General features: G+C 69.3%; 18 protein-coding genes. 14 read left to right on the top strand and 4 right to left on the bottom strand.

Translation table 11 applies throughout. The features are described 5' to 3' along the window. Position 1: 1 nt before the first annotated feature. Together murJ and ACU6RU_RS13035 are read right to left on the bottom strand one after the other, a co-directional pair. Positions 2 to 1597 (bottom strand): murein biosynthesis integral membrane protein MurJ, encoded by a 1596-nt coding sequence (murJ, locus tag ACU6RU_RS13030; protein WP_289330516.1) that lies wholly within the window; start codon positions 1595 to 1597, stop codon positions 2 to 4. After that, a complete protein-coding gene (locus tag ACU6RU_RS13035) occupies positions 1594 to 3723 on the bottom strand; it encodes a DUF6049 family protein (protein WP_446726744.1) in 2130 nt (709 codons plus the stop codon). Before ACU6RU_RS13035 ends, murJ begins: the two co-directional genes overlap by 4 nt. Before the next feature lie 127 nt (positions 3724 to 3850). Between ACU6RU_RS13035 and ACU6RU_RS13040 the strand changes: the two genes are divergently transcribed. The 7 genes from ACU6RU_RS13040 to ACU6RU_RS13070 all read left to right on the top strand — a co-directional run bounded on the left by ACU6RU_RS13040 (position 3851) and on the right by ACU6RU_RS13070 (position 12191). Beyond that, positions 3851 to 5368 carry a DUF7059 domain-containing protein gene (locus ACU6RU_RS13040; RefSeq protein ID WP_446726745.1) on the top strand — a complete coding sequence of 506 codons (1518 nt, stop codon included), beginning with the start codon at positions 3851 to 3853 and terminating at the stop codon, positions 5366 to 5368. A 56-nt stretch (positions 5369 to 5424) separates the two neighbouring features. Continuing rightward, on the top strand, positions 5425 to 6858 hold the full coding sequence (locus tag ACU6RU_RS13045) for a CCA tRNA nucleotidyltransferase (protein WP_446726746.1): 1434 nt from the start codon (positions 5425 to 5427) through the stop codon (positions 6856 to 6858). A gap of 78 nt (positions 6859 to 6936) precedes the next feature. After that, positions 6937 to 8265 (top strand): GAF domain-containing protein, encoded by a 1329-nt coding sequence (locus ACU6RU_RS13050; protein ID WP_446726747.1) that lies wholly within the window; start codon positions 6937 to 6939, stop codon positions 8263 to 8265. 74 nt (positions 8266 to 8339) lie between these two features. After that, positions 8340 to 8876 carry a putative glycolipid-binding domain-containing protein gene (locus ACU6RU_RS13055; protein ID WP_289330511.1) on the top strand — a complete coding sequence of 179 codons (537 nt, stop codon included), beginning with the start codon at positions 8340 to 8342 and terminating at the stop codon, positions 8874 to 8876. Positions 8877 to 8910: 34 nt separating this feature from the next. Then, positions 8911 to 11067 carry a 4-alpha-glucanotransferase gene (gene malQ / locus ACU6RU_RS13060; RefSeq protein WP_446726748.1) on the top strand — a complete coding sequence of 719 codons (2157 nt, stop codon included), beginning with the start codon at positions 8911 to 8913 and terminating at the stop codon, positions 11065 to 11067. A gap of 85 nt (positions 11068 to 11152) precedes the next feature. Further along, on the top strand, positions 11153 to 11662 hold the full coding sequence (locus ACU6RU_RS13065) for a DUF2231 domain-containing protein (RefSeq protein ID WP_446726749.1): 510 nt from the start codon (positions 11153 to 11155) through the stop codon (positions 11660 to 11662). A gap of 13 nt (positions 11663 to 11675) precedes the next feature. Further along, entirely contained in the window at positions 11676 to 12191 is a 516-nt protein-coding gene (locus tag ACU6RU_RS13070) for a DUF2231 domain-containing protein (RefSeq protein WP_094260757.1), read from the top strand. A gap of 67 nt (positions 12192 to 12258) precedes the next feature. Here the strand turns inward: ACU6RU_RS13070 and ACU6RU_RS13075 are convergent, their stop codons facing one another. Then, positions 12259 to 16536, bottom strand: a complete 4278-nt coding sequence (locus tag ACU6RU_RS13075; RefSeq protein WP_446726750.1) for a family 43 glycosylhydrolase — start codon at positions 16534 to 16536, stop codon at positions 12259 to 12261. A gap of 289 nt (positions 16537 to 16825) precedes the next feature. Between ACU6RU_RS13075 and exaC the strand changes: the two genes are divergently transcribed. Together exaC and ACU6RU_RS13085 are read left to right on the top strand one after the other, a co-directional pair. Next, positions 16826 to 18373, top strand: a complete 1548-nt coding sequence (exaC, locus tag ACU6RU_RS13080) for an acetaldehyde dehydrogenase ExaC (RefSeq protein WP_071918848.1) — start codon at positions 16826 to 16828, stop codon at positions 18371 to 18373. 19 nt (positions 18374 to 18392) lie between these two features. Further along, a complete protein-coding gene (locus tag ACU6RU_RS13085; protein WP_446726751.1) occupies positions 18393 to 18797 on the top strand; it encodes a DUF779 domain-containing protein in 405 nt (134 codons plus the stop codon). A gap of 15 nt (positions 18798 to 18812) precedes the next feature. Here the strand turns inward: ACU6RU_RS13085 and ACU6RU_RS13090 are convergent, their stop codons facing one another. Next, complete coding sequence (locus ACU6RU_RS13090) at positions 18813 to 19328, bottom strand: putative immunity protein (RefSeq protein WP_446726752.1); 516 nt, start codon at positions 19326 to 19328, stop codon at positions 18813 to 18815. A gap of 153 nt (positions 19329 to 19481) precedes the next feature. On the opposite strand from ACU6RU_RS13090, the gene ACU6RU_RS13095 reads away from it, so the two are divergent. The 5 genes from ACU6RU_RS13095 (at position 19482) to ACU6RU_RS13115 (ending at position 23364) form a co-directional block, all read left to right on the top strand. Then, positions 19482 to 19589 (top strand): hypothetical protein, encoded by a 108-nt coding sequence (locus tag ACU6RU_RS13095; RefSeq protein WP_446726801.1) that lies wholly within the window; start codon positions 19482 to 19484, stop codon positions 19587 to 19589. Between the two features lie 115 nt (positions 19590 to 19704). Then, a complete protein-coding gene (locus tag ACU6RU_RS13100) occupies positions 19705 to 20337 on the top strand; it encodes a TMEM175 family protein (protein WP_446726753.1) in 633 nt (210 codons plus the stop codon). 200 nt (positions 20338 to 20537) lie between these two features. After that, entirely contained in the window at positions 20538 to 21587 is a 1050-nt protein-coding gene (locus ACU6RU_RS13105) for a LacI family DNA-binding transcriptional regulator (RefSeq protein WP_120263945.1), read from the top strand. Beyond that, positions 21584 to 22528: a carbohydrate ABC transporter permease gene (locus ACU6RU_RS13110; protein WP_446726754.1), complete on the top strand. Its 945-nt coding sequence runs from the start codon at positions 21584 to 21586 to the stop codon at positions 22526 to 22528. The genes ACU6RU_RS13105 and ACU6RU_RS13110 overlap by 4 nt, the downstream gene beginning before the upstream one ends. After that, complete coding sequence (locus ACU6RU_RS13115; RefSeq protein ID WP_220118278.1) at positions 22525 to 23364, top strand: carbohydrate ABC transporter permease; 840 nt, start codon at positions 22525 to 22527, stop codon at positions 23362 to 23364. The genes ACU6RU_RS13110 and ACU6RU_RS13115 overlap by 4 nt, the downstream gene beginning before the upstream one ends. The last annotated feature ends 13 nt before the right edge of the window (positions 23365 to 23377 follow it).

A 23377-nucleotide genomic window follows, 5' to 3' on the forward strand; every position in this document is an offset into this window, starting at 1 on the left:
GTCAGCGACCGAGGATGCGCCGCACCGTCCGCACCGCGGTGCCGAGCTCCGGTGCGCGCAGGACGGCGAGAAGGCCGACATACACCACGAGGGTCGTCAGGCCGATGACAGCGCCGCCCAGAAGTGCGCCGATGTAGCCGCCGGCCACCCAGCCCGCGCTGCCGCCGAGCGATGCGAAGACGAGCCAGCCGACCATCGCGGCCGGGATTCCGGCGACGACGAAGCGGATGACCGCGCGGACCGCACCACCCAGGCCCAGCGGCCCGATCTTGCGGCGCAACAGGATGACGGCGAGAGCGAGCTGCACGACGTTGGCGAGCGACTGTCCGAGGGCGATGCCGACCGCGAGGTGCTCGAGCGGCAGGAAGGCCGCAGCGATGAGTGCCGTCACGATGACCAGCACCGCCTGGGCAAGGGTGAAGAAGAACGGTGTGCGGGTGTCCTGATAGGCGTAGAACGTCCGCTGAAGCACGAACTGGAACGACAGGGGGAGGAGGGCCACCAGATACGCCGCGAGCACCCAGGCGAAGGCCTGGGCGGCATCGGGCGTCTTCGTGAAGACGCGGGAGATCGGCACGATCGCCGCCACGATCGCCGCGAGCGCGCCGACCATGAAGATCCCGATGGTGCGAGTCGCCGAATCCAGGTCGGCACGCAGCGCGTCGGGCCGACCTGCCGACACGTGTTCGCTGAGCCGGGTGAAGTACGGCGTGCCGATCGACAGCACGATCACCGAGAACGGCAGCATGAAGACGAGCCAGGCGTACGACAGGACGGCGATCGATGGGGCGCTGGATGACGCCGAGCCCACGATGTTGGTCTGGATGAGTCCTGCGACCTGCCCGACGACGACCATCAGGAAGGTCCAGCCCGCCAGCCGGCCGATGTGCCGCAGGCCGATGCCGCGCCACTGGAAGTCCGGGCGGACACGAAGCCCGGCCCGGCGCCAGAACAGCAGTAGCACGAGGGCTTGGAAGACGATGCCGAGGGTCGCCGTACCGCCCATGATGGCGACCATCGTCGGCGTCCATCCGACCGCGTCCTCGCGGACGCCGAACATCCAGATGAAGACCAGGAACCCGGTGATGGAGACGACGTTGTTGATGATCGGCGACCACGCGAAGGGGCCGAACACGCGACGGGCGTTCAGGATCTCGCCGAGCAGCGCGTACAGGCCGTAGAAAAGCAGCTGGGGGAGGCACCAGTAGGCGAAAGCCAGCGCCAGCGCCTGGGTCTCGGGTGCCAGCTTGCCGCCGTAGGCGATCACCAGCAGCGGGGCGGTGATGACCGCCACCGCGGTCGTCACCGCCAGGGCGATCACCCCGAGCGTCAGCAGCTTCGACACGAAGGCGCTGCCGCCGTCGCGGTGCTTGGCCGCCTGGATGATCTGGGGAACGATCACGCCGGCGAGCAGACCCGACGAGATGATCGCGTAGATGTTGTTCGGCAGCTGCGTGGCGAGCGTGAAAGCGTCCGCCGCGCCTGCGCCCACTGTTCCGAGCGCTGCAGCGAGCACGATATTGCGCACGAGACCCGTGACCCGGGAGACGAGTGTTCCCGCGGCGACGACCGCTCCTGCCCGGCCGATTCCGCTCACTCGGTGCTCTCCTGCTGTTCGGGGGTGTCCTGCTGTTCAGCTGCGTTCTCGTTCCGGCGCCGCCGGAGCTTCAGGACCGTGCGGATCACGCCGCCCGCGAAGAGGACGACGACGATCACGATGATGGCCGTGATGCCGACCGATTCCCACTCGGCGCGCACCGTGAGACCGATGGCTTCCGATGCGCCGATCGGCACGGCGGCGGTGCTGCGCAACTGCAGGCTGAGGGTGGTGTCTCCGCTTCCGACGCGTGCCTCGACCGGCACGTCGACACGGGTGTTCTGCTGCGCCCCCGCTTCGACGACGGTCGCCTTCTGCACGATGAGTCGGGGGTCGCCGGTCTCGGCGAAGAGCACGAGCGAGACCGGCCAGGGCAGGTCGTTCCGAACGGTGACCGGGATGGGCGCACTCGTGGCGAGGAAGTTGATGGTGCCGGGATTGGCGATACCGACGGCATCCAGCGTGCTCTCGGTGTTCTGCTCGTGCTGCGCCACGGCGGTCGCCCACGCGGTCGGGTCATTCAGCCAGCCGTCGCCGATCAGCTGCAGGATGGCGGTGCGTTCGCGTGCCGTCAGCTGCGTGGGCTCGACTAACGCCGTGGCGAAGGTCGCGAGCCGTTCCTCGTCGGCGAGGAAGCGTTGGAGGGCCGCGACGCGGTCGGCGGCGGCGGGGATGTCGGCGACGGTGACCTGAGCCGGCGCTGCCGCACGAAGGTCTAGCAGCGACGTCGGGGTCGCCCCCGCGCTGCCGGTGACGGCGGAGATCGCCGCCCTGATGCTGGTGCGCGAGCTCGCCGCCGGCCGATCGATGGTCGTGACGATCGGGGTCTCGCCGCTGAGGGCGACCTGCGCGGTGGCTGCCGCGAGTTCGGCGCTGCGAACCGGTGCGTCGTCCGAGGCGGCGGCGACGCGTGCGAGCTCGGCCGAGACGAGGTTGTCGTAGACCAGCAGATCGGCGTCGCCCGCCGCGGCGCGAACGCCGCCATCGCCGGCAACGGTGTCGGACGGCACGAGGGTGAGCACGTCGGCGTCTGCGTCGGCCTGGGCGTCGAGCGTCGTGACGACATCCGGTCCGGCGGTGCCACCGGCCGGCCAGAACACGTCGCGGACGGTGTTCGCCGCGGTTCCGACGGCGAGCAGCTGCCGCAGGTCGGGCACGGCAGCGGGGGTGGTCGAACCTGCGGAGGCGCTGAAGTCGGCCGGGTCGGCGTACGGGGCGAGGGTTGTGGGCTCGAGCGGCGCCGTCAGGCCGGCGTGGACCTGGGTCGCGAGGTCGGCGTCACCGAACTGCAGGGCGAAGCGCTCGTTGGGGAGAGACATGAGGCTCGTGAGCCAGCCGGTGGCGCTCGCGGGGGCGCTCGATCCCAGAACCCGGACCGAGGCGACGATCGCCGGGTCGACAGCGAGGACGGCAGGAGTGCCGGTCACGGCATCGAGAACAGCACTGAGCGCACCGTTCTCGGCGGTGAGCTCGGAGAGCTCCGCGGCCGTGAGCATGCCCGACGTGCGGGCGCCCGCGGTGACGGGGACGATGACGGTGACCGAGCGCGGCGGTGCGTCGGTGCGGGGCACGGTGATGACCGTGCGCGCCGACCCGCCGGGACCGGAGGCCACGACGGGGTAGACGCCGGGGGCGAGGCCGACGAGGTCCTTCTCGGTCGCTGAGATCGACACATTCGTGGCGCGCTCGTCGCCGGCCGCGAGCTCGGTGACATCGGTGCTGGCGACCTCTTCGAAGACCGGCAGTGTCTCGTCGGCGTCCTCGGCGGGGCGCAACCAGTCGACGACCGCCTGCGGCGATGTCAGCGCAGAGCGCGACAGTGACACCGACACGGTGCCGGCGGGCAGTGCGCGCGGTGAACCGTTCCGCTGATCCACCGAGATCACCGCGTCGCTGCCGTTCGCGACGAGCCCGCCGCTCGCGGGAGCGGCGATGAGCGTGGCCACCCCGGGGGCGCCGGGCGTCGGACTGGCACTCGGTGTCGGGCTCGGCGACGTCTCGGCGACGGCGGCGGCGGGAGAGGCGAGCGGGGCGATGACGATCGCGGCAGCGGCGAGCCAGCCGAGTACGCGGGCACCGCGACGGCCGCGACGGGCGCGGGCGGTGGCAGGGGAAATGTCGGTCATGGCGGCTCTCGACCCGCTGCGATACCCGACCGCAGGGTCGCACAGAGTCTAGAGCGGCCGCCCTGTACGTCATCCGAGGCGGGCCGGGCCTCGGGCTATTCGCGCATACGCACGGTTGAATGGGGGAGTGACTCTTCACCCCGAAGCCGACCGCTGCACGGCGCTCCGTACCGATCTGGATGCCGCGGGCTATCGCGCCGACGCCGTGCGCGAGCTCTGGGGCTCGATGGTCGACACGGCGGTGGGTCACGGCCTCACCGAGCCTGCCCGTCGCGTGCTGGCCGGGCGAACCGACGCCCTCGCTGTGCTGGCGGGCCTGCTGTTCCTGGGTGGTCCGGCGCCGCGTGAGTCGGTCGACGCCGCGTTGCCGTCGCACGGAGCAGCGGGCCTGATCGAGCTCGGGCTCGCGCACGTCGACGGCGACCTCGTCGTGCCCGACGCGCTCGTGCGTCCGCAGGACATCTCGGATGCCGCGGGCGAGGGGCACTGGTGGATCGCGAGCGACCTCGACGAGGCTGCGGTGGGCGGCCCGTTGCCCACCGGTCACGTCCTCGGGGTGGGCGGTGCCTCACTGACGCTTGCGGGATTGCAGCTCACGTCGCGAGTGGGGCGCGTGCTCGATATCGGCACAGGGTGCGGCATCCAGGCTCTTCGAGCCCGCCGAACGGGCGACAGCGTCGTGGCGACGGACGTGTCGGAGCGTGCTCTCGCCTTCACGCGCCTGAACGCGCTGCTCAACGCCGTCGACGGCATCGAGACACGTTCCGGCAGCCTGTTCGAGCCGGTGGCGGGCGAGCAGTTCGAGCGCGTCGTCTCGAACCCGCCGTTCGTCATCACACCGCGCGTGGAGGGTGTGCCCGCGTACGAGTACCGCGACGGCGGGATGTCGGGCGATGACCTCGTCGCCGCCTTCGTGCGCGAGGTCGGTTCGGTGCTCGCTCCGGGCGGAGTCGCGCAGCTGCTCGGCAATTGGGAGTACCGCGCCGGTGAGGACGGTCTCGACCGGGTGCGCTCGTGGGTGTCGGAGTCTTCCGTCGTCCTGGATGCGTGGGTCGTCGAGCGCGAGCAGCTCGATCCGCTCGCCTATGCCGAACTCTGGGTCCGCGATGGCGGCACCGCGCCCGGCTCACCCGCATACGCCCCGCTCGTGCAGGCGTGGCTCGACGACTTCGCCGAGCGCGGGGTCACCGCCATCGGGTTCGGGTACATCACGCTGCACCGCCCGACGGTCATCCCGACGCTCGCCCGCTACGAGCGCATCTCCGGCAGCATCCCGGGCGCTCTCGGTCCCCACATCGGTGCGTCTCTCGACGCCTGGCAGCGGCTCTCGAGCATGACCGACGCCGACCTGGATGCCGCGGTGCTGCGCGTCGCGCCGGATGTGACCGAAGCGCGCCACCACGTACCCGGAGCCGAAGACCCGCAGGTCATCGAACTGCGCCAGGGGGCGGGCTTCGGTCGCGTGCTCGACGTCGATCCGGCGCTCGCTGCCCTCGTCGGGGCCAGCGACGGCGATCTTCCGGTCGGCGTGCTGGTCGCTGCGATCGCGGACCTGCTCGAGGTCGATGCCGCCGCGCTCCGCGCCGACCTGCTGCCGCGCGTGCGCGAGCTGCTGTTCACGGGCTTCCTGCGTTTCGCCGACTGATCGCGAGCTGATCGCCGGCTCGGGAGCGCCGGGGGAGGGCCGGTAGGCTCGGAGTCATGCTGAACATGGCCGAGGGTGTCGCGCGCCTGGGCGCCCTGGCAGCATCTCCCGTCGTCTCGGCGCTGGCCGACGCGTTCGAGCGCGCCGGCTTCGAGCTGGCGATCGTCGGCGGTCCCGTGCGAGATGCACTGCTCGGACGCGCGACGAACGATCTCGACTTCACCACGAACGCCCGACCCGACGACATCCTGCGCGTCGTCGAGCCTCTCGCCACCGCGACATGGGACATCGGTCGTGCGTTCGGGACGATCGGCGCGAAGGTGCGCGGCGAGCAGATCGAGATCACGACGTACCGTGCCGACAGTTACGACGGTGTGACCCGCAAGCCCACGGTCGAGTTCGGCGACACCCTCGAGCAGGATCTCGCGCGGCGCGACTTCACCGTCAACGCCATGGCGCTGCGCGTGCCGGGACCCTCGCTCGTCGACCCGAACGGCGGGGTCGAGGACCTCGTCGCCACGACGCTGCGCACACCGAGTGATCCCGCCGTGAGTTTCGGCGACGATCCGCTCCGGATGCTGCGGGCCGCGCGCTTCGCGTCCCAGCTCGGGTTCTCGGTCGATCCCGCCACCGAACAGGCGATGACCGACCTGCGCGAGACGCTCTCGATCGTGAGCCCGGAGCGCGTGCAGGGCGAGCTTGTGAAGCTGTTGCGCACCGACGACCCTGCCCGCGGCATCCGGCTGCTCGTCGACACCGGCCTGATGCAACTCGTGCTGCCCGAGGTTCCGGCGCTGCGGCTCGAGATCGACGAGCACCACCACCACAAGGATGTCTACGAGCACTCTCTGACGGTGCTGCGTCAGGCCATCGAGCTCGAGTATGAACGGAATCCCGATGCCGCGCCGGATGTCGTGCTGCGACTGGCCGCGTTGCTGCACGACATCGGCAAGCCCGCGACGCGCAAACTCGAGCCCGGCGGGGGTGTGAGCTTCCACCACCACGACATCAAGGGCTCTCGGATGGCGCGCAAGCGCCTGCAGGCCCTCCGCTTCGACTCCGACACGATCTCGTCGGTGAGTCGCCTGGTCGAACTGCACCTGCGGTTCTTCGGCTACTCGGAGGGGGCGTGGACCGATTCGGCCGTCCGACGCTACGTCCGTGACGCGGGGGATGAGCTCGAGCGACTGCACATCCTCACCCGCGCCGACGTCACGACGCGGAACAAGCGCAAGGCGGCTCGCCTGAAGTCGGCGTACGACGACATCGAGAGGCGCATCGACGAGCTGGCGGCCGCCGAAGAGCTCGGCGCCATGCGCCCGGAGCTCGACGGCAACCGCATCCAGGAGGTCCTCGGCATCCGACCCGGCCGTGAGGTGGGCGAGGCGTACCGGTATCTGCTCGACATCCGTCTCGACGAGGGGATGATCGGCGAGGAGGCCGCGGAGCAGCGGCTGCGCGAGTGGTGGTCGGCGCGCTCGGACGGCTGACGACCACGCGAGCTCTACCGCGATGAGCCCGCCCGGCTTAGGCTGAGGGCGCTCCTTCACCGCCGATCGGAGTCGCCCGTGTCCTCGTCGTGGTCTGCGCAGTGGGATGTCAATCCCGAGTCGTCCCGTCTGCTCATCGAGCGTGCACACGACGAGCTGCTGGCCGGTACCAATGCCGAGCGTCGTCTGAACGATGTCCGGTCGCTCGTCCGAGAATCGTGGCGCCGATCGATGGCGAACCTCGTCGGCGCCGAGGCGCTGCCGCCACTGGAGTTCGACGAACGCGCGCTCGCGGCGTACCGCAGCGCTCACCCGCTCGCCGGGGTCATGGACATGGTCCGCGCCCTGCTCGTGCCGAGCGCCGACTCCGGCGTGGTCGTCGCCGTCGGGGATGCGGCTGGCCGATTGCTCTGGGTCGAGGGCGACACCAGCGTGCGGACGCTCACGGGCGACGTGGGGTTCGTCGCGGGGGCGAACTGGTCGGAGTCTGCGGTGGGCACCTCGGCGCCGGGCACAGCACTGCAACTCGGCCGGTCGGTGCAGATCCGCGGCGCGGAGCACTTCAATCGCCTGGTGCAGCCCTGGTCGTGCACGGCGGCACCCGTGCACGACCCCGAGACCCATCGGCTGCTCGGCGTCATCGATGTGACGGGCCGTGCGGAGGCAGCGACCCCCCAGGCGAGGCTTCTCGTCGACGCGACCGCGCGTGCGATCGAGAGTGAGGTGCTGGTCGCTCGGTTGCGCTCCCGGGCGGACCGGCCGCGCGGCTTCGTCCGATCACGGAACCGCGTCGGTTCCGCCCCGACAGCGTCGACGCTGCGGGTACTGGGGCGCGATCGTGCTCTCCTCGAGATCGCCGGACCCGACGGTGAGCGCATCGTCGAGGTGTCTGCCCGTCACGCCGACATCCTGCTGATGCTCGCGACGCACCGCCAAGGCCTGTCGGCGGAACGTCTGGCCGAACTGGTCTACGGCCCCGATGCCACCGACACGCTTCGCCCCGAGATGGTGCGGTTGCGGCGGATGCTCGAACGAACCGCGCCGCACCTCGTTCCCCTGTCGCGTCCGTACCGGCTGCCGACGGAGCTCGAGACCGACGCGCAGCAGGTGGCCTCGCTGCTCGACCGCGGGGCGCACCGTGTGGCACTCGCCGCCTACTCGGGCCCGGTGCTGCCGGACTCATGCGCCCCGGGAACCGAGGAGGTCCGCGATCGGCTGCGGGGTTCGCTGCGCGAAGCCCTTCTGGCCGAGGCCTCGGTCGAGGTGCTGCTCGCTTACGTCGAGACCGATGAGGGAACCGGAGACGCGGAGGTTCTGCGGCTGTGCCTGCGACTGCTGCCGGCACGCTCGCCGAAACGGGCGGGCATCGTCGCACGGCTGACCGCGCTCGGCAACCCCGACGAATGACCATTCCGTCGGCGCGGACCCGCTGACAGGATGGCGACGCGATGTTGCACGTGAAACATCGAGGGGATGGGAGCATGAGGACGACGCGAATCTCGTGGACCGGCGTCGGGTCGGCGGAGACGGTCGAGAGGTGCACGACGGAGTATTCCGATGACGGCATCCGCATCGTCGGCGAGGTCGACGGCGGCGAGCAGGCCTGCCGCTACGCGGTGCGGCTCGCTCCGGACGGAGGCTTCCACCACGCGACCATCGAGGTGGGCGAGCGGGTGACGCATATCGAGAACACCGACGGAGCATGGACGGTCGATGGCGCCGCACGCCCCGACCTCGCGGGCGCGACGGACCTCGACATCACCGTCACGCCCGCCACCAACGCCCTTCCGATTCGCCGTCTACGACTCGCCGTCGGCAGTCACGCGGATGTCGTGGTGGCCTGGGCGCACGTGCCGTCCCTCGAGGTTCAGCTCAGCCGACAGCGGTACACGCGGGTCGGACCGCGCGCATACTGCTTCGAATCACGTGACCACAACTTCCGCCGCACGCTCACCGTCGACGACGACGGCTTCGTGCTGAGTTACCCCGGGCTGTTCGAGCGCGTGACGGGGTCGTGACCGCGCAGGCGCTCACTGAGACGAGGAGATGCTGATGAGTCGAGACAGCACAGTGGGCGTCGTTCCCGACGCGACGCTCGGATCGCTCGCCGAGGCGTACGGCGTCGCGACCGAGTACTGGTCATTCTCGGGGGAGCATGTGCGCGTGCCCGCCACCACGCTGCGCGCCGTCCTCGCGGCGATGGGCGTCGATGCATCCGACGATGAAGCGGTCGAGCATGCGCTCGCCGAACGGACAGCCGAGCCGTGGCGGCGACTCGTGGCCCCGTCGACCGTCGTTCGGCAGAGTTCGGGGGAGATCGAGGTGCACGTCGCCGACGGCTCCGATGTCGAGGTCGCGCTCGTTCTGGAGGACGGGTCGATCCGAGCCTTGCCCATTCCCGTGCAACAGCCCGTCGCCCGTACGATCGACGGGCAGACGCGTTGGCGGGTACGGGTTCCGGTACCCGAAGACGTGCCGCTGGGCTGGCACACGGTGGAGGCGCGGCAGTACGGCGGAGGAGGCGATCTCCTCGGAAGCGGAGCGCTCATCGTCGCGCCGCAGCGCCTGCCGCTTCCATCGGCTGAAGCTGGACGGCGGTCATGGGGTCTCATGGCTCAGCTGTACTCGGTGCGTTCGCGTCGGTCGTGGGGCATGGGCGACTTCGCTGACCTTGCGGACCTCGCCGCGATCGCGGGCGAATCGGGCGCGGACTACCTGCTGATCAATCCGGTGCACGCAGCGGATGTCACGACTCCGATCGAGCCGTCGCCGTACCTGCCCTCCTCACGGCGTTTCCTCGCACCGCTGTACATCCGGCCCGAGCTCATTCCTGAAGCGGCATACCTCTCCGAGGAAGCGGACGATCGGTTCGACCGACTGCGTCGCACCGCGGCGTCTGCGAACGAGAACGCGGAGACCATCGATCGCGACTCCGTCTGGCGCGCGAAGCGCGAGGCGCTCGCGCTCATCCACGCCGTCGACCTCTCGCCCGCCCGGCGCGCTCAGCGCGACGCCTTCGCCCGGCGCGAAGGGACTGCCCTCGCCGACTTCGCCCTGTGGTGCGCGGTGCGGGAGCACGAGGCTGAGACGGGCGACACGGTCCCGGACGGGATCGGGATCGACGACCCCGAGATCGACAGGCTTCGCGAGCGACTGTCGGACCGCATCGCGTTCCACATCTGGTTGCAGTGGGTCGTCGACGAGCAGCTCGCGGATGCTGCTGCCGCAGCGGCGGCGTCCGGGATGCGGATCGGGATCATGCACGACCTCGCGGTCGGCGTCTCGACGGCCGGTTCGGACGCGTGGTCGCTGGGCGAGCTGTACGCGCCGGGCGTCGTCGTGGGCGCACCACCCGACATGTACAACCAGCAGGGTCAGAACTGGAATCAGCCTCCCTGGTTGCCGCGAGCTCTTGCCGATCATGCCTATGCGCCGCTGCGCGACATGCTCCGGTCGCTGCTGCGCCACGCGGGCGCGTTGCGCATCGACCACATTCTCGGCTTCTTCCGGCTGTGGTGGATCCCCCAGGGACTCGGGCCGGGGGAGGGCACGTACGTCCGCTACGACCACGAGGCGATGATCGGAGTGCTCGCACTCGAGGCCGCCCGTGCCGGTGCGGTGATCATCGGAGAGGACCTGGGGCTCGTGGAGCCCTGGGTGCGCGACTACCTCGCCGAGCGCGGCATCCTCGGCACCTCGGTGCTGTGGTTCGAAAGCAGCGACGACGGCGGTCCCCTCGACCCCGAGCGTTACCGCACCGACGTGCTCGCCACGGTCAACACGCACGATCTGCCGCCGACGGCCGGGTACCTCGAAGGCGAGCACGTCGCGCTGCGAGCTCGCCTCGGTCTGCTGACGAGATCCGTCGACGACGAGCGCGCCGACTTCGAGCGCGAGCGCGACCGGATGCTGGCGGAGTTGCGATCGCGCGGACTGATCGGCGACGGGGCGAGCGTTCAGGATGTCATCGAGGCCCTGCACGTCTTCCTCGCCGCATCTCCGTCGCGTCTGCTCGGCGTCTCGCTCGTCGACGCCGTCGGCGAGAAGCGCGTGCAGAATCAGCCCGGCACCGACGACGAGTACCCGAACTGGCAGGTGCCGCTCGCGGATGCGGACGGCCATGCGGTGATGCTCGACGACCTCGCGTCGCTCCCGCAATACCGCTCGCTGGTCGACGCACTCGAGAGGGCGCTGCGCGGCACCCCGTAGAGGTCACGCGCCGGGCTTGTCAACCCGCTACGTGTACGACCCGGGGCGGCCCGTACGGTCAGGGCGTCGAACGAGAGGAGACGCCATGGTCGACACCGCACCGCTCACGCGGGCGAAGTACCCGCGGTCGCTGATCGCGGGGCCCTACGGGCATCCGTTCCACGCGATCGCCATCATCCTGCCGATCGGCGCATGGGTGTCGGCATCGGTCTTCGACGTCATCGCCGTCACGAGTCCGGACGCGGCGGTCTTCGCGCTCGGTGCCCGCATCCTCATCGCGATCGGTCTGCTGGGTGCCGTCGTCGCCGCGGTGCTGGGGCTCATCGACTGGAGCAGCATTCCGAGAGACACCCCCGCGCGGGCGACGGGACTGACCCACATGATCCTGAACTTCATCGCGATGGTGGTGTTCGCCGGCAGCCTGGCCCTCCGCGTCGAGGAGGAGGCGGTGCCGACCCTCGCGATGGTCGCAAGCTTCGCCGGACTCGCTCTGCTGTCGGTCTCGGGTTGGCTCGGCGGGAAGCTCGCGCACACCTTCGGCGTTCGCGTCGCGACCGAGACCACTCAGGCCGAGGGCCTGGAACCGCTGCCCTGACCGAGGAGAAACCATGACCGACCTGGACACCCGTCCTGACAAGCGGCCCGCGAACCCTCTGGCGGGCCCCTACGGACATCCGTTCCACCCGATCGCCGTCACGATCCCGATCGGTGCGTGGATCGCGAGCTTCGTGTTCGACATCATCGGCCTGATCGTGGCCGACCCCACCCCCTACGCCGTCGGTTCGCGGGTGCTCATCGGGATCGGCCTCGTAGGCAGTCTCGTGGCCATCGTGCTGGGGATCTTCGACTACCTCCGCATCCCCGACCGCACCCGGTCGTCGAGCACCGCCACGATCCACATGGGGCTGAACTTCGTGGTGTGCGGTGCGTACCTGTTCCAGCTGTTCCTGCGGACCTCGACCGACGACATCCCGATCGCGGGCGTGATCTTCAGCGCCGTGAGTCTGCTGACGCTCAGCGCGTCCGGATGGCTCGGAGGCAAGCTCGCCTATCGCTACGGCGTGCGGGTCGCGCACGAATCGAAGCAGGCCGAAGGGTTCGTCACGCGACGCAGCCGGCGCTGAGGGCGTGTGAAACGGGCGGCGACCTTCAGGGAAGGCCGCCGCCCGTCGGCGTCGCTGGGCGCAGCTGTCAGGCGGCCCGGTCGCGGCGCGCGGGCCGAATCGACCACAGCACGCCTCCCGCGACGAGCAGGAGAGCTGCCAGCAACGCACCGCCGAGCGGCGCCTCAGCACCGGTGACGGCGAGCTGCCCGGAGGCGACCACGGTGATCGCCGCGCTGCCGATCACCTGACCGTCGGCCCCGAAGACCACGATCGTGTGAGCGCCCGTGGCCAGATCGGCGGGGATCCGCACGTCGAATGCGACGCGCCCGTTCACGTCGGCGGCCGGGATGCCCGCCACCCGGATCGGGTCGCTCCGCAACTCGGCGGTGACCTGCTCGCGGGCCTCGAGCCCCGTAACCGTCACCCGCACGGCCTGTCCGCGCTCGACCGTTGTGGCCGACACCGAGACGACCGGCGCCGTGGTGCCGGGCTCGGTCGGGTTGGGCTCGGTCGGGTTCGGCTCGGTCGCCCCGGGCACGTCGCGCGGGTCCACGCTCGCGAGGGTCGGCGTCACGGTCTGGAAAAGCCCGTCGGCGCCGATCTCGACCCGATCGATCGTCGTCTCGCGGTTGGTGCCGTTGCCGCCGGGGATCGCGAACCGGTGGTACGCGATGTACCACTCGTCGGTGCCGGGGACGTTGATGATCGAGCTGTGACCGGTGCCGAGGATGCCCTGCGACGGGTCTTTCTGCAAGAGGATGCCGCGATACGTCCACGGTCCGTCGATGCTCGTCGATGTGGCGTAGCCGACGCGGTAGTTCTCGGAACCGGTGTCGTCGATCGAGTACGTCAGGTGGTACGTGCCGTCGCGGTAGTTCAGGAAGAGCCCCTCACGGAAGTCCACCAGTCCGTCGATCGGCTTGATCGTCTCGGCCTTGACACTCAGCATGTCGTCGGAGAGCTCGCCGTAGACGGGTCGCCCGTTGCCCCAGAAGAGGTACGACTTCCCCGTCTCGGGGTCGGTGAACGCCGCCGGGTCGATCGCCTGGCCACTGTTGACGGCCTCGTCGTTGGTGATCATCGGCTCCGCCTGCGCGGTGAACGGGCCTACAGGACTGTCAGCGACGGCAACGCCGATCATCTTCCGGTTCGCGGTCGGCTCATGACCGCTGAAGTAGAAGTAGTACCTCCCGCCCTTCTCGATGATCGTCGGGGCCCACGCGTTTCCGGTGGCCCACGGAACGTTTCCGTTCGCGCCGTCGAGCTTCAGGATGGGCTCGTCCGACCGCGTCCAGTCGACGAGATTCTTCGAGGTCCAGACGTAGAAGGTGTTGCCGCCCCAGCCCGGGGTGCCGTCAGTGGTCGCGTAGATGTAATAGGTGTCACCGAACACGGCGATGTTCGGGTCGGCGTACAGTCCCGGCAGCACCGGGCTCTTCATCTCGATGGCCTCCAGCGTCCAGACGACATCGGGCTCTCCCGGTGTCGTGAGCGTGACAGTGGCAGGGGTGCGCAGGTCGCGTGCGGTGCCCGACGGGGGCGTGGCCGTCGTGCCGGATGCCGTGGTGAAGACCGGACGCAGCTGCGTCAGATCCGTGCCGCGCTGCACGGGGAACAGCACCGTGCGGGCGTCGGTGTCGACGATCGGCGCGACCTTGAGTGCGTCGGCATCCTGCAGGCTGATCGCCCCGAGTGCGCTCGTGTTGCCCGAGTTCTGCACGATCTCTTCGGCAGTGAGCGCGCGGTTGTAGAGAGCGAACTCCCGCATCTGACCGCGGAAGAGATTGTCGGCGTTGTAGACCGACTTGCCCAGGTAGTTCGCGAGCGTGCTCCCGCCGCCGATGTCGCCGGGGCGCACCGTCACGTTCGTGTTCTCAGCGACCTGCTGGCCGTCGAGGTACAGGCGAGCCGTGCTCCCGCTCAGCGTGTACGTGAGGTGCACCCACCGGTCACGGGGGAGTGCCGCGCCGGACGTGACGTTCTGCTCGCCGCTCCAGTTGCCCGTGGTCAGCGCCGCGCGGTACTGGTCACCGGTGGAGAAGAGGTAGCCGTTGCCGGCCCCGTCGCCGCCGGTGTTGCCGAAACCGTAGAGGAAGTACGGAGTGCGCTGGGCCGGGTCGATCCGCAGTTCTGCTTCGACCGTGATGTCGTCGACGCCGACGAGCACGTTGTCGGGCAGGTCGACGTAGTCGTCGGTGCCGTCGAACGTGAGCGCGCCGTCGGCGAACGCCGCGCCGCCGCGCACCTGGGCGTCGCGCCCGGCCCCGGAACGGTCGTGCAGCACCGCACCCGCGGCATCCGTGAAGTCGTAGCGCAGCAGCTCACCCTGCTCGTTCGCCGTGAGGGGCTGAGGGAGGTTCGCGCGCAGCGCTTCGAGCTCGGCCGCGGTCACGGGCATCACCGTGCCGTGGCGCGGGCTCGCCGGCAGACGGTAGCTCGCGGGCACCTGCCAGTCCGGCGCGTCGAGATCGTCCGTCCCCAGCGGGATGTAGCCGCGTCCGCCGTACTCGTCGACGAAGAGGTAGTAGTTCGAGCCCGAGGTGTCGCCGGGGTTGGCCCGGAAGATGGTCGGGCCCTCCACGGCACCGAGGCCGGCATCGCGACCGATGCAGCTGTCGATCAGCTTCCATGCGGGGTCGGCGGCGCTCCAGCCGGGCGTGTTGCGATCGTCGACGGCGGTGAGGCTGCTCGACGACTCCTGGATGATGTCACGGCATCCGGTCGTGCTGGCTTCGTCCTTGGTGAATCGGTAGTAGGTGCCGTTGTCTTCGAGGACCGTGGAATCGATGCGCGACGCTCCGAAGTCCTGCCAGACCTTCGGCTCGCTGAACGTCGTGAAGTCACGCGTCGTGGCGTACATCATGGTCTGGTAGAAGCTCCCCGTGTGGTTCGGGTCGTCCTCGCCGAACAGCGACGAGGCCCAGAACACCACGTACTCGCCGAGCGTCTCGTCGTAGTACGCCTCGGGCGCCCAGGTGTTGCCCGCGTTGTCGGGGGCGACGCGGACGTGACGCTGCTCGCTCCAGGTGATGAGGTCGTGCGACTCCCACACTTCGAGGTACTTCGAGCCCTGCGTCTGGGCGCGGCCCCAGTCGCCGTTCCTGCCGATGGAGAGGTCGGTGGCGATCAGGTAGAAGGTGTCGCCTTCGGGCGAACGGATCAGGAACGGGTCACGCAGGCCCCGCTCGCCCTGCGTGGAGGTGAGCGTCGGCTGGCCGCCGTTGAGCTCGGTCCACGACAGTGCGTCATTGCCGTTGCTGGCGGCGAAGTAGATGTTCTCGCCCTCGACGGAGTTCCCCGTGAAGTAGGCGAACGTGTATCCCTCGAGCGCCCCGATGTTCGCGGCCTTGCGCACCGACGCCGAGAAGGAGCGGGTGAGCGTCACATTCCCTTTCGTGACGGATGCCGTGAGCGCCACGGTCGTGTCATCGGCGGGTCTCGTGACCACGCCGTCGGCGGTGATGACGGTCGTGTCGGCGGACGACCACGACACATCGAGTCCCTGCGAGCTCGGCGGGAGCGCCAAGTTGCCGCGGACGTCGTCGATGTTCGTGACGGTGAGGGCGTCGAGCGCCGCCTGCGCGGCCTGCCGGTCGTCGGGGGTCTCGACCAGACCCGCGACCTCGTCGGCCGACAGCGCGCGGTCGTACACGCGGAAGTCGCGAAGGCTGCCGGCGAGCCGCTTGTCGGGCGTGTAGGTCGACCGGCCGAGGTAGTTCGCCGTCGTCCTGCCGCCGCCCAGTTCACCCGGCGTGGTCGTGGTGTTCGTGTTCTCGGCGACCTGAACGCCGTCGAGGTACAGGCGAGCCGTCGTCGTGTCGGCATCGAGCGTGTAGGTCATCGTCGTCCAGACGCCGCGCTCGAGGTTCGCCGAGCCGCGAGTCTCCTGCTCAGTGGACCAGTTGCCACTCGCGATCCCCGCGCGCGCCGGGTTGCCGATGGCGAAGAGGTAGCCGTCGCCGAACCAGTCCGTCGTGTTGCCCAGGCCCCAGATGAAGTAGTCGCCCGATTGCTCGGGACGCACCAGCACCTCGGTGCTCACCGTGACGGACGACAGACCGGCCATCACATCATCGGGAAGGTGCACATAGTCGTCGTCGCCGTCGAGGCGCACGCCGTCCGCGCCGCCGAGGGTCGGGCCACCGACGAACGACGCGTCACGGCCGTTGCCCGACGCGTCGTGCGCAACGGTTCCCGACGTCTCGTCGAGCGGATAGGCGACGACCAGCCCGGAGCCCGGCTCGGCCGCCTGAACAGCGGATGGGATGACGGCCGGCGCCGCGACGAGTGCGGCGACGATCGGGACGGCGAGCGTCCATGGGCGGTGGTGGCGCCAGGGCGCCGAGCGAGCGGATGCGGGCACGGGGAACCTCTCATATGCGACGTTGCATGGTCGTCAACACCGACGACGCTCAGATGTTAGCGCTCACAATTTGCGTAGCGCTAGTGCGCGGCATCCTCCCCGCCCCACGTCCGCCTGCTCGTGCCGAGGACGCGCATCCGCACGGTGCCGGCCGCCGACGACCGTGCGGATGCGCATCCTCGCCGCTGCGGGACGAGCCACCGGCCCGTGCAACGCGATGCAACGTAGCGGCGCGTAGCGTGCCCGACACCACCGCAGCATCGGCGCTGCGGGGAGTCGAGGAGATGACATGACCATCGTCGAAGAAGGCGTCTCGAGCGTCTACGCCGCTCCGGGTCAACGCGGAGCCGTCGCGGAGTACCGCGCCCGCTACGGGCACTACATCGGCGGCGAGTTCGTCGAACCCGTCAAGGGGCAGTACTTCGAGAACATCACGCCCGTCACCGGAAAGCCGTTCTGCGAGGTGGGTCGCGGCACCGTCGAAGACATCGACCGGGCCGTCGACGTCGCGTGGCAGGCGTTCGCGTCGTGGAAGAAGACCACGCCCGCCGAGCGTGCCGTGATCCTGAACAAGATCGCCGACCGCATGGAGCAGCACCTCGAGAAGATCGCGGTGGCCGAGACGTGGGAGAACGGCAAGCCCGTTCGCGAGACGCTCGCCGCCGACATCCCGCTGGCGATCGACCACTTCCGCTACTTCGCCGGCGTTCTGCGGGCCCAGGAGGGCTCGCTCAGCCAGATCGACGAAGACACCGTCGCGTACCACTTCCACGAGCCCCTCGGTGTGGTGGGGCAGATCATCCCGTGGAACTTCCCGATCCTCATGGCGACGTGGAAGCTGGCCCCAGCGCTCGCCGCGGGCAACTGCGTCGTGCTGAAGCCCGCCGAACAGACACCCGCGTCGATCCTGTTCCTGTTCGAGCTGATCGGCGACCTGCTGCCCGCCGGCGTCGTCAACATCGTCAACGGCTTCGGCATCGAGGCGGGCGCCCCGCTCGCGCAGCACCGCCGCATCCGCAAGGTCGCCTTCACGGGCGAGACGACGACGGGGCGCCTGATCATGCAGTACGCCTCGCAGAACCTCATCCCCGTCACTCTCGAGCTCGGGGGCAAGAGTGCCAACGTGTTCTTCGAGGATGTCGCCCGCGAGCGCGACGACTACTACGACAAGGCGCTCGAGGGCTTCACGTTCTTCGCCCTGAACCAGGGTGAGGTGTGCACGTGCCCGTCGCGGGCGCTGATCCAGCGCTCGGTGTACGACTCGTTCCTCGGCGACGGTCTCGACCGCGTCGGCAAGATCGTGCAGGGCAACCCGCTCGACCCCGCGACGATGATCGGCGCGCAGGCATCCAATGATCAGCTCGAGAAGATCCTGTCGTACATCGACATCGGCAAGGCCGGGGGAGCGAAGCTGCTCGCCGGCGGCGAGCGGGTCGACCTCGGCGGTGAGCTGAGCGGTGGGTACTACGTCGCGCCGACGGTCTTCGAGGGCACGAACGACATGCGCATCTTCCAGGAGGAGATCTTCGGCCCGGTCGTCTCGGTGACGAGCTTCGACGACTTCGACGACGCGATCGGCATCGCGAACGACACCCTCTACGGGCTCGGCGCGGGCGTCTGGAGCCGCTCGGGTGACACCGCCTACCGCGCAGGCCGTGCGATCGAGGCCGGCCGCGTGTGGACGAACACCTATCACCAGTACCCCGCCCACGCCGCCTTCGGCGGCTACAAGCAGTCGGGCATCGGTCGCGAGAACCACCTCAAGATGCTCGACCACTACCAGCAGACGAAGAACCTCCTCGTGTCGTACGCCGAAGGCGCGATGGGCTTCTTCTGAGACACATCCACTCATCGACATGTCGAACGACACGTACAGCAGGGTCGCGGTGACCGACGCCGCCGCGGCCCTGCTGCGCGACCTCACCGCCCAGCACGGGCCGCTGATGTTCCATCAGTCGGGCGGATGCTGCGACGGCTCCGCCCCCATGTGCTACCCGGTCGGGATGTTCCTCACAGGACCCGCAGACGTGAAGCTCGGTGAGCTCGACGTCGGTCTCGACGATCCGATCGAGGTGTTCATCTCGCTCGCGCAGTTCGAGTACTGGAAGTACACGCACATCACGATCGACGCCGTGCCCGGTCGCGGCGCCGGATTCAGCGTCGAAGGACCGACCGGGATGCGGTTCATCATCCGCTCCCGCATGCTCGACGATGCCGAGCTGGTTGCGTTCGGGCTCGCGCCGGTATCGCCGTCGTCGTAGGGCGGTGATTGCGCCTCAGGCCTGGCCTCGGATCGCGACGTCGAGCTCGGCCATGAGCCGCGATAGCCGGGAGGACCCGCTTGGAGCCGCCGGGTACCGGCGGAGGACAGCCGACACCGGCTCGCTGACCACACCAGTCAAAGAGCCGATGTCGGCTGCGCCCGTTCGCAACTCGGAAACTCGTGCGGCGCACGCGGCAGCTCGAAGGATGTGGCCGACCTGGGTTGCCTTCGCGATGGGGTGAAGATACGCGGCGGCGGCGGCATCGCCGCAGGCGAGCGCGGCGAGCTGCGCTGCCTCGCCTTCGACTTCCTTCGCGGCCCGGTGCGCTGCGAAAGCCGAGACCCGCTGGAGGTTCGACCGCGGGCTGCCCGCGACGAACACACGCGCCGCGTCCAGAGCTTCCTGCGGACGAGAGTCATCAGGTGCGGCTACTGCAAACTCCGGTAAAACGCGCGTAGCGCACGCAGCTGCGAATCCAACAACCGCTCGCAGCTCGTCCACCGTCAGATCGAAGTCTCCCACAGCCATGCAGCCCATCCTCTCGCTCCTCACGAAGCCGCGGCCGCTCTCACACCAGTCGAGGCCGTTCCGGATGATGCGTTCATCGCGGCCGAGGCGGTGAGGCTCCTTCCCGCATGTGATCAGGAACTGGTTCGACTCGTTGTGTGAGAGGAGCTGTCGATCGCGGCCGCGGGCAGAGCTATGGGCATCAGTCCAGGGACAGCCCGCTCCCGATACGCGCGCGCACTCGGCAAGCTCCGCCTCGCATACAGAGAGATCGACTCATGACAAATCCCTCGACACGCGGTGCCGGAACCCTGTGCGGAGACCGCTGCGAACCCCAGCGCAGCCCGAACGGGGCAGTGCGCGCGGGCGGAGCTCCGCCCGCGCTAGCATCCTCGGCATGAGCGAGGATGTCGCGCCCGAGCCCGGCATCCGGGGTCTCAGCGCCGAGCGCACGAAGGCGTTCGTCGACGCGGTCGTCGCCATCGCGATGACGCTGCTGGTCCTGCCGCTCATGGAGAGCGTCGGCGAGAGCGCGGGGCGCGACCACACGACGTGGGAGTGGGTGGTCGATCAGCGCGATCAGCTGCAGAGCTTCCTCATCAGCTTCGTGCTCATCGCGATGTTCTGGATGCTGCACCACCGGCTCTTCGTGTCGGTGCAGCGCATCACTCCGGCGCTGATGTGGATCACGGTGGCATGGATGCTCACGATCGTGTGGATGCCGGTCGTCACCGCCCTCACGGGTCAGGTAGCCGACGATGCGCTCCAGAAGGTGCTCTACATCGGCACACTCGTCACCACGAGCGGGATGCTGCTCGTCACGCGGGTCTACCTGGCACGGCATCCCGATCTGCACCGTGCATCCCGGGACGACCTGCGGCTCGGGATGTCGATCGATCTGTCGATGATCGTGCTGTTCCTGGTGGCGCTGGCGATCGCGCTCGTCTTCCCCGCGGTCGGCTACCTCGGACTGTTCGTCATGTTCCTCACCGGCACGGCGCAGAAGCTGATGGCCCGGATGCTGCGCTGACCCCGCCCTTCCGGTCGCCACCGGACGCGAGGGTGCGCATCCGCACGGTGCGGACCCCCGATGACCGTGCGGATGTGCGCTCTCGCGGCGGCGAGACGAAGGGGTGAAGCGGAGACCGGGGGTTGACAGGGGGCGGGTGGGGGTGAGAACGTTTACAACGTCCAGTGTTGGAAACGTTTACAACCGCTCGAGGGAGAGCCATGGTCCGCGTCACGATCACGCAGGTCGCCGCCCGCGCCGGCGTCTCCGTCGCGAGCGCGTCGCGTGCGCTGAACGGGCTCGTCGCGAGTCCGGAGACCGCGGCGAAGGTGCGCGACGCGGCACGCGAGCTCGGCTACGTGGCCGACGCCACGGCGCAATCGCTCAAGCGGGGTCGCACGCTGCAGCTGGGCTTCGCCGTCGCCGACATCGGCAACCCGGTCTACGTGGAGATGATGGCAGCGGTCGAGCAGGTGGTCTCGGCATCCGGCTACCGCCTGCTGCTGTCATCGACCGGCACATCGTCATCTTCTGTGGATGTCGTCCGCGACCTCGGTCGCGGATACGTCGACGGGCTCATCCTGTCGCCGCTGCGCGTCACCGATGAGCTGCTCACGGCGCTCGCCGCGGCGCCCATCCCGTTCGTCGTCCTCGGCCGGCTGCCGGCCTCGGCCGAGTTCGACACCGTGCGTGCCGACTCGCCGACCGCGATGCGCCTCGTCGTCGACCACCTCGTCGACGAGGGTCGCCGTGACATCGCGTTCGTCAACGGCCCGACCGACACCACCCCCGGCGTCATGCGCCGCGACGGTTTCATCGCGGCGGTGGGCCAGTACGACGACCTGCGGACGCGGCACGTCGACGCCGCCGACTTCACGATCGCAGCCGGCTACGACGCGGCGCTGCCGCTTCTCGACCGGCCCGACCGTCCGACGGCCGTGGTCGCGGCGAACGACCTGATCGGCGTCGGGGTCCTCCGCGCCGCCGAGGACCTCGGCCTGCGCGTTCCCGTCGACCTCGCCGTCACCGGCCTCGACAACACCGAGCTCGCCGAGGTCGTCCGCCCCGGGCTCACGAGCGTCGACCTCGGCGCCAAGGAGCGCGGCCGTGCCGCCGCCGAGATGCTTCTCGCACGGATCGCCGACGACACCCGGCCGGCCCGCACCGTCACGGTTCCGCCCGCGCTGGTCGTGCGCGGATCGACGTCGGCATCCGTCCCCGCGGCGCTCCGCCGCCCCGAGCCCATCGATGAAGAGAAGGCACACGGATGACCACCCTCGCAGAGACGAAGACGTCCTCGCGCCCGCCCCGCGTCCGGCAGATCGGACCGCGCGCCCGCGCCCAGCGCAAAGAGGCGATCGCGCTCGTCGCCCCCGCCCTGCTGCCGATCATCATCTTCTCGGTCATCCCGCTCGTCAGCGGAGTGCTCCTCGGGTTCACCGACGCCACCCTCGCGCGCAACGCCGAGGTCTCGTTCATCGGGCTCGACAACTTCATCGAGCTCGCCGGAGACCGTCGATTCTGGCAGTCGTTCGGCATCGGCATCGTGTGGGCCGGGTCGGTCGCCTTCCTCACCCTGGTGAGTGCGATGGGGCTCGCTCTGCTGCTCAACAGCAACCTGCGACTCAAAGGCCTGACGCGCGTGCTCGCGCTGATCCCGTGGGCGATGCCGCCCGTGGTCATCGCGATCGTCTGGCGCATGATCTACAACCCCAACTCGGGCCCGCTCAACGGCGTTCTCGGCTGGCTCGGCATCCCGGGCGTCAACTGGCTGGGCGACTTCTCGACCGCCCTGCCCGCCGTCATCGTCGTCGGCGTCTGGGCCGGCATCCCGCAGACGACCGTGCTGCTGTTGGCCGGCATGCAGTCGATCGCACCAGAGCAGCACGAGGCCGCCGCCGTCGACGGCGCCGGAGCCGGGCGCCGGTTCTGGCACGTCACACTGCCCGCCCTGCGCCCGGTGATCATCGCGGTCACGGCGCTCGACTTCATCTGGCAGTTCAACTCGTTCGGCCTCATCTACGTGCTGACCGAGGGTGGCCCGGGCGGCCGCACCATGATCCCGCCGCTGTTCACCTACCTCGAGGCGTTCCGCAACCGCGAGATCGGATATGCCTCGGCGATGGGAAACGTCCTCGTCGTCGCGATCCTGGTGATCCTCTCGCTGTACCTGATCAATCAGTTCCGTCAGGACAAGGGGGCAGGAAAGTGACCACCAAGCGCCCCCTGTACGCGACCGTCCTGATGTACCTGGCCCTCGCGGGATACCTGATCTTCCTCGGCTTTCCGCTGCTGTGGCTGCTGTCGGCGTCGTTCAAGTCGACGCGTGAGCTGAACTCGCTCGCGGTGAACCTCATCCCGCAGCAGTGGGACTTCGGCAACTACATCGCCGCGCTCGAGCGACAGAACCTGATCACCGCGGCCGGCAACTCGGTACTCGTCTCGATCGTCACGATGATCGTCGCGGTGCTCCTGTCGATGCCCATGGCCTACGCGCTCGCCCGGCTGAAGGGGCGGCTGCGAGCGGCCGGCACGGTCTGGATCCTCGTCAGCCAGGTGTTCCCGACGATCCTCATCATCATCCCGCTGTTCCTCGTGCTGCGGAGCCTGCAGCTGAACGACACCCTTTTCGGCCTCATCCTCGTCTACGTCACCTTCACGATGCCGTTCACGCTCTGGATGCTGCAGGGATACGTCGCGGCGATCCCGCCGGAGCTCGAAGAAGCGGCCGAGATGGACGGCGCCGGCCGCTTCACCATCCTCCGCACCGTGATCCTGCCGCTGCTGGTGCCGGGCCTGGTCGCGACGGCGATGTTCACCTTCGTCTCGGCCTGGAACGAGTTCTTCCTCGCGCTCGTGCTCATCCAGAGCCCGGAGCTGTACACGCTGCCGATCGCGCTGCGCTCGTTCCTCGGGGCCGAAGGGCAGACCCAGCTGGGGCCGCTGGCCGCCGGCGCCATCCTCGCCACGATCCCGTCGCTCATCATCTTCGGGATCCTGCAGAAGAAGCTCACCGGCGGCATGCTCGCCGGTGCCGTCAAGGGTTGACCTCCCCGTGACG

It is taken from the genome of Microbacterium sp. F1-18, from assembly GCF_052921305.1.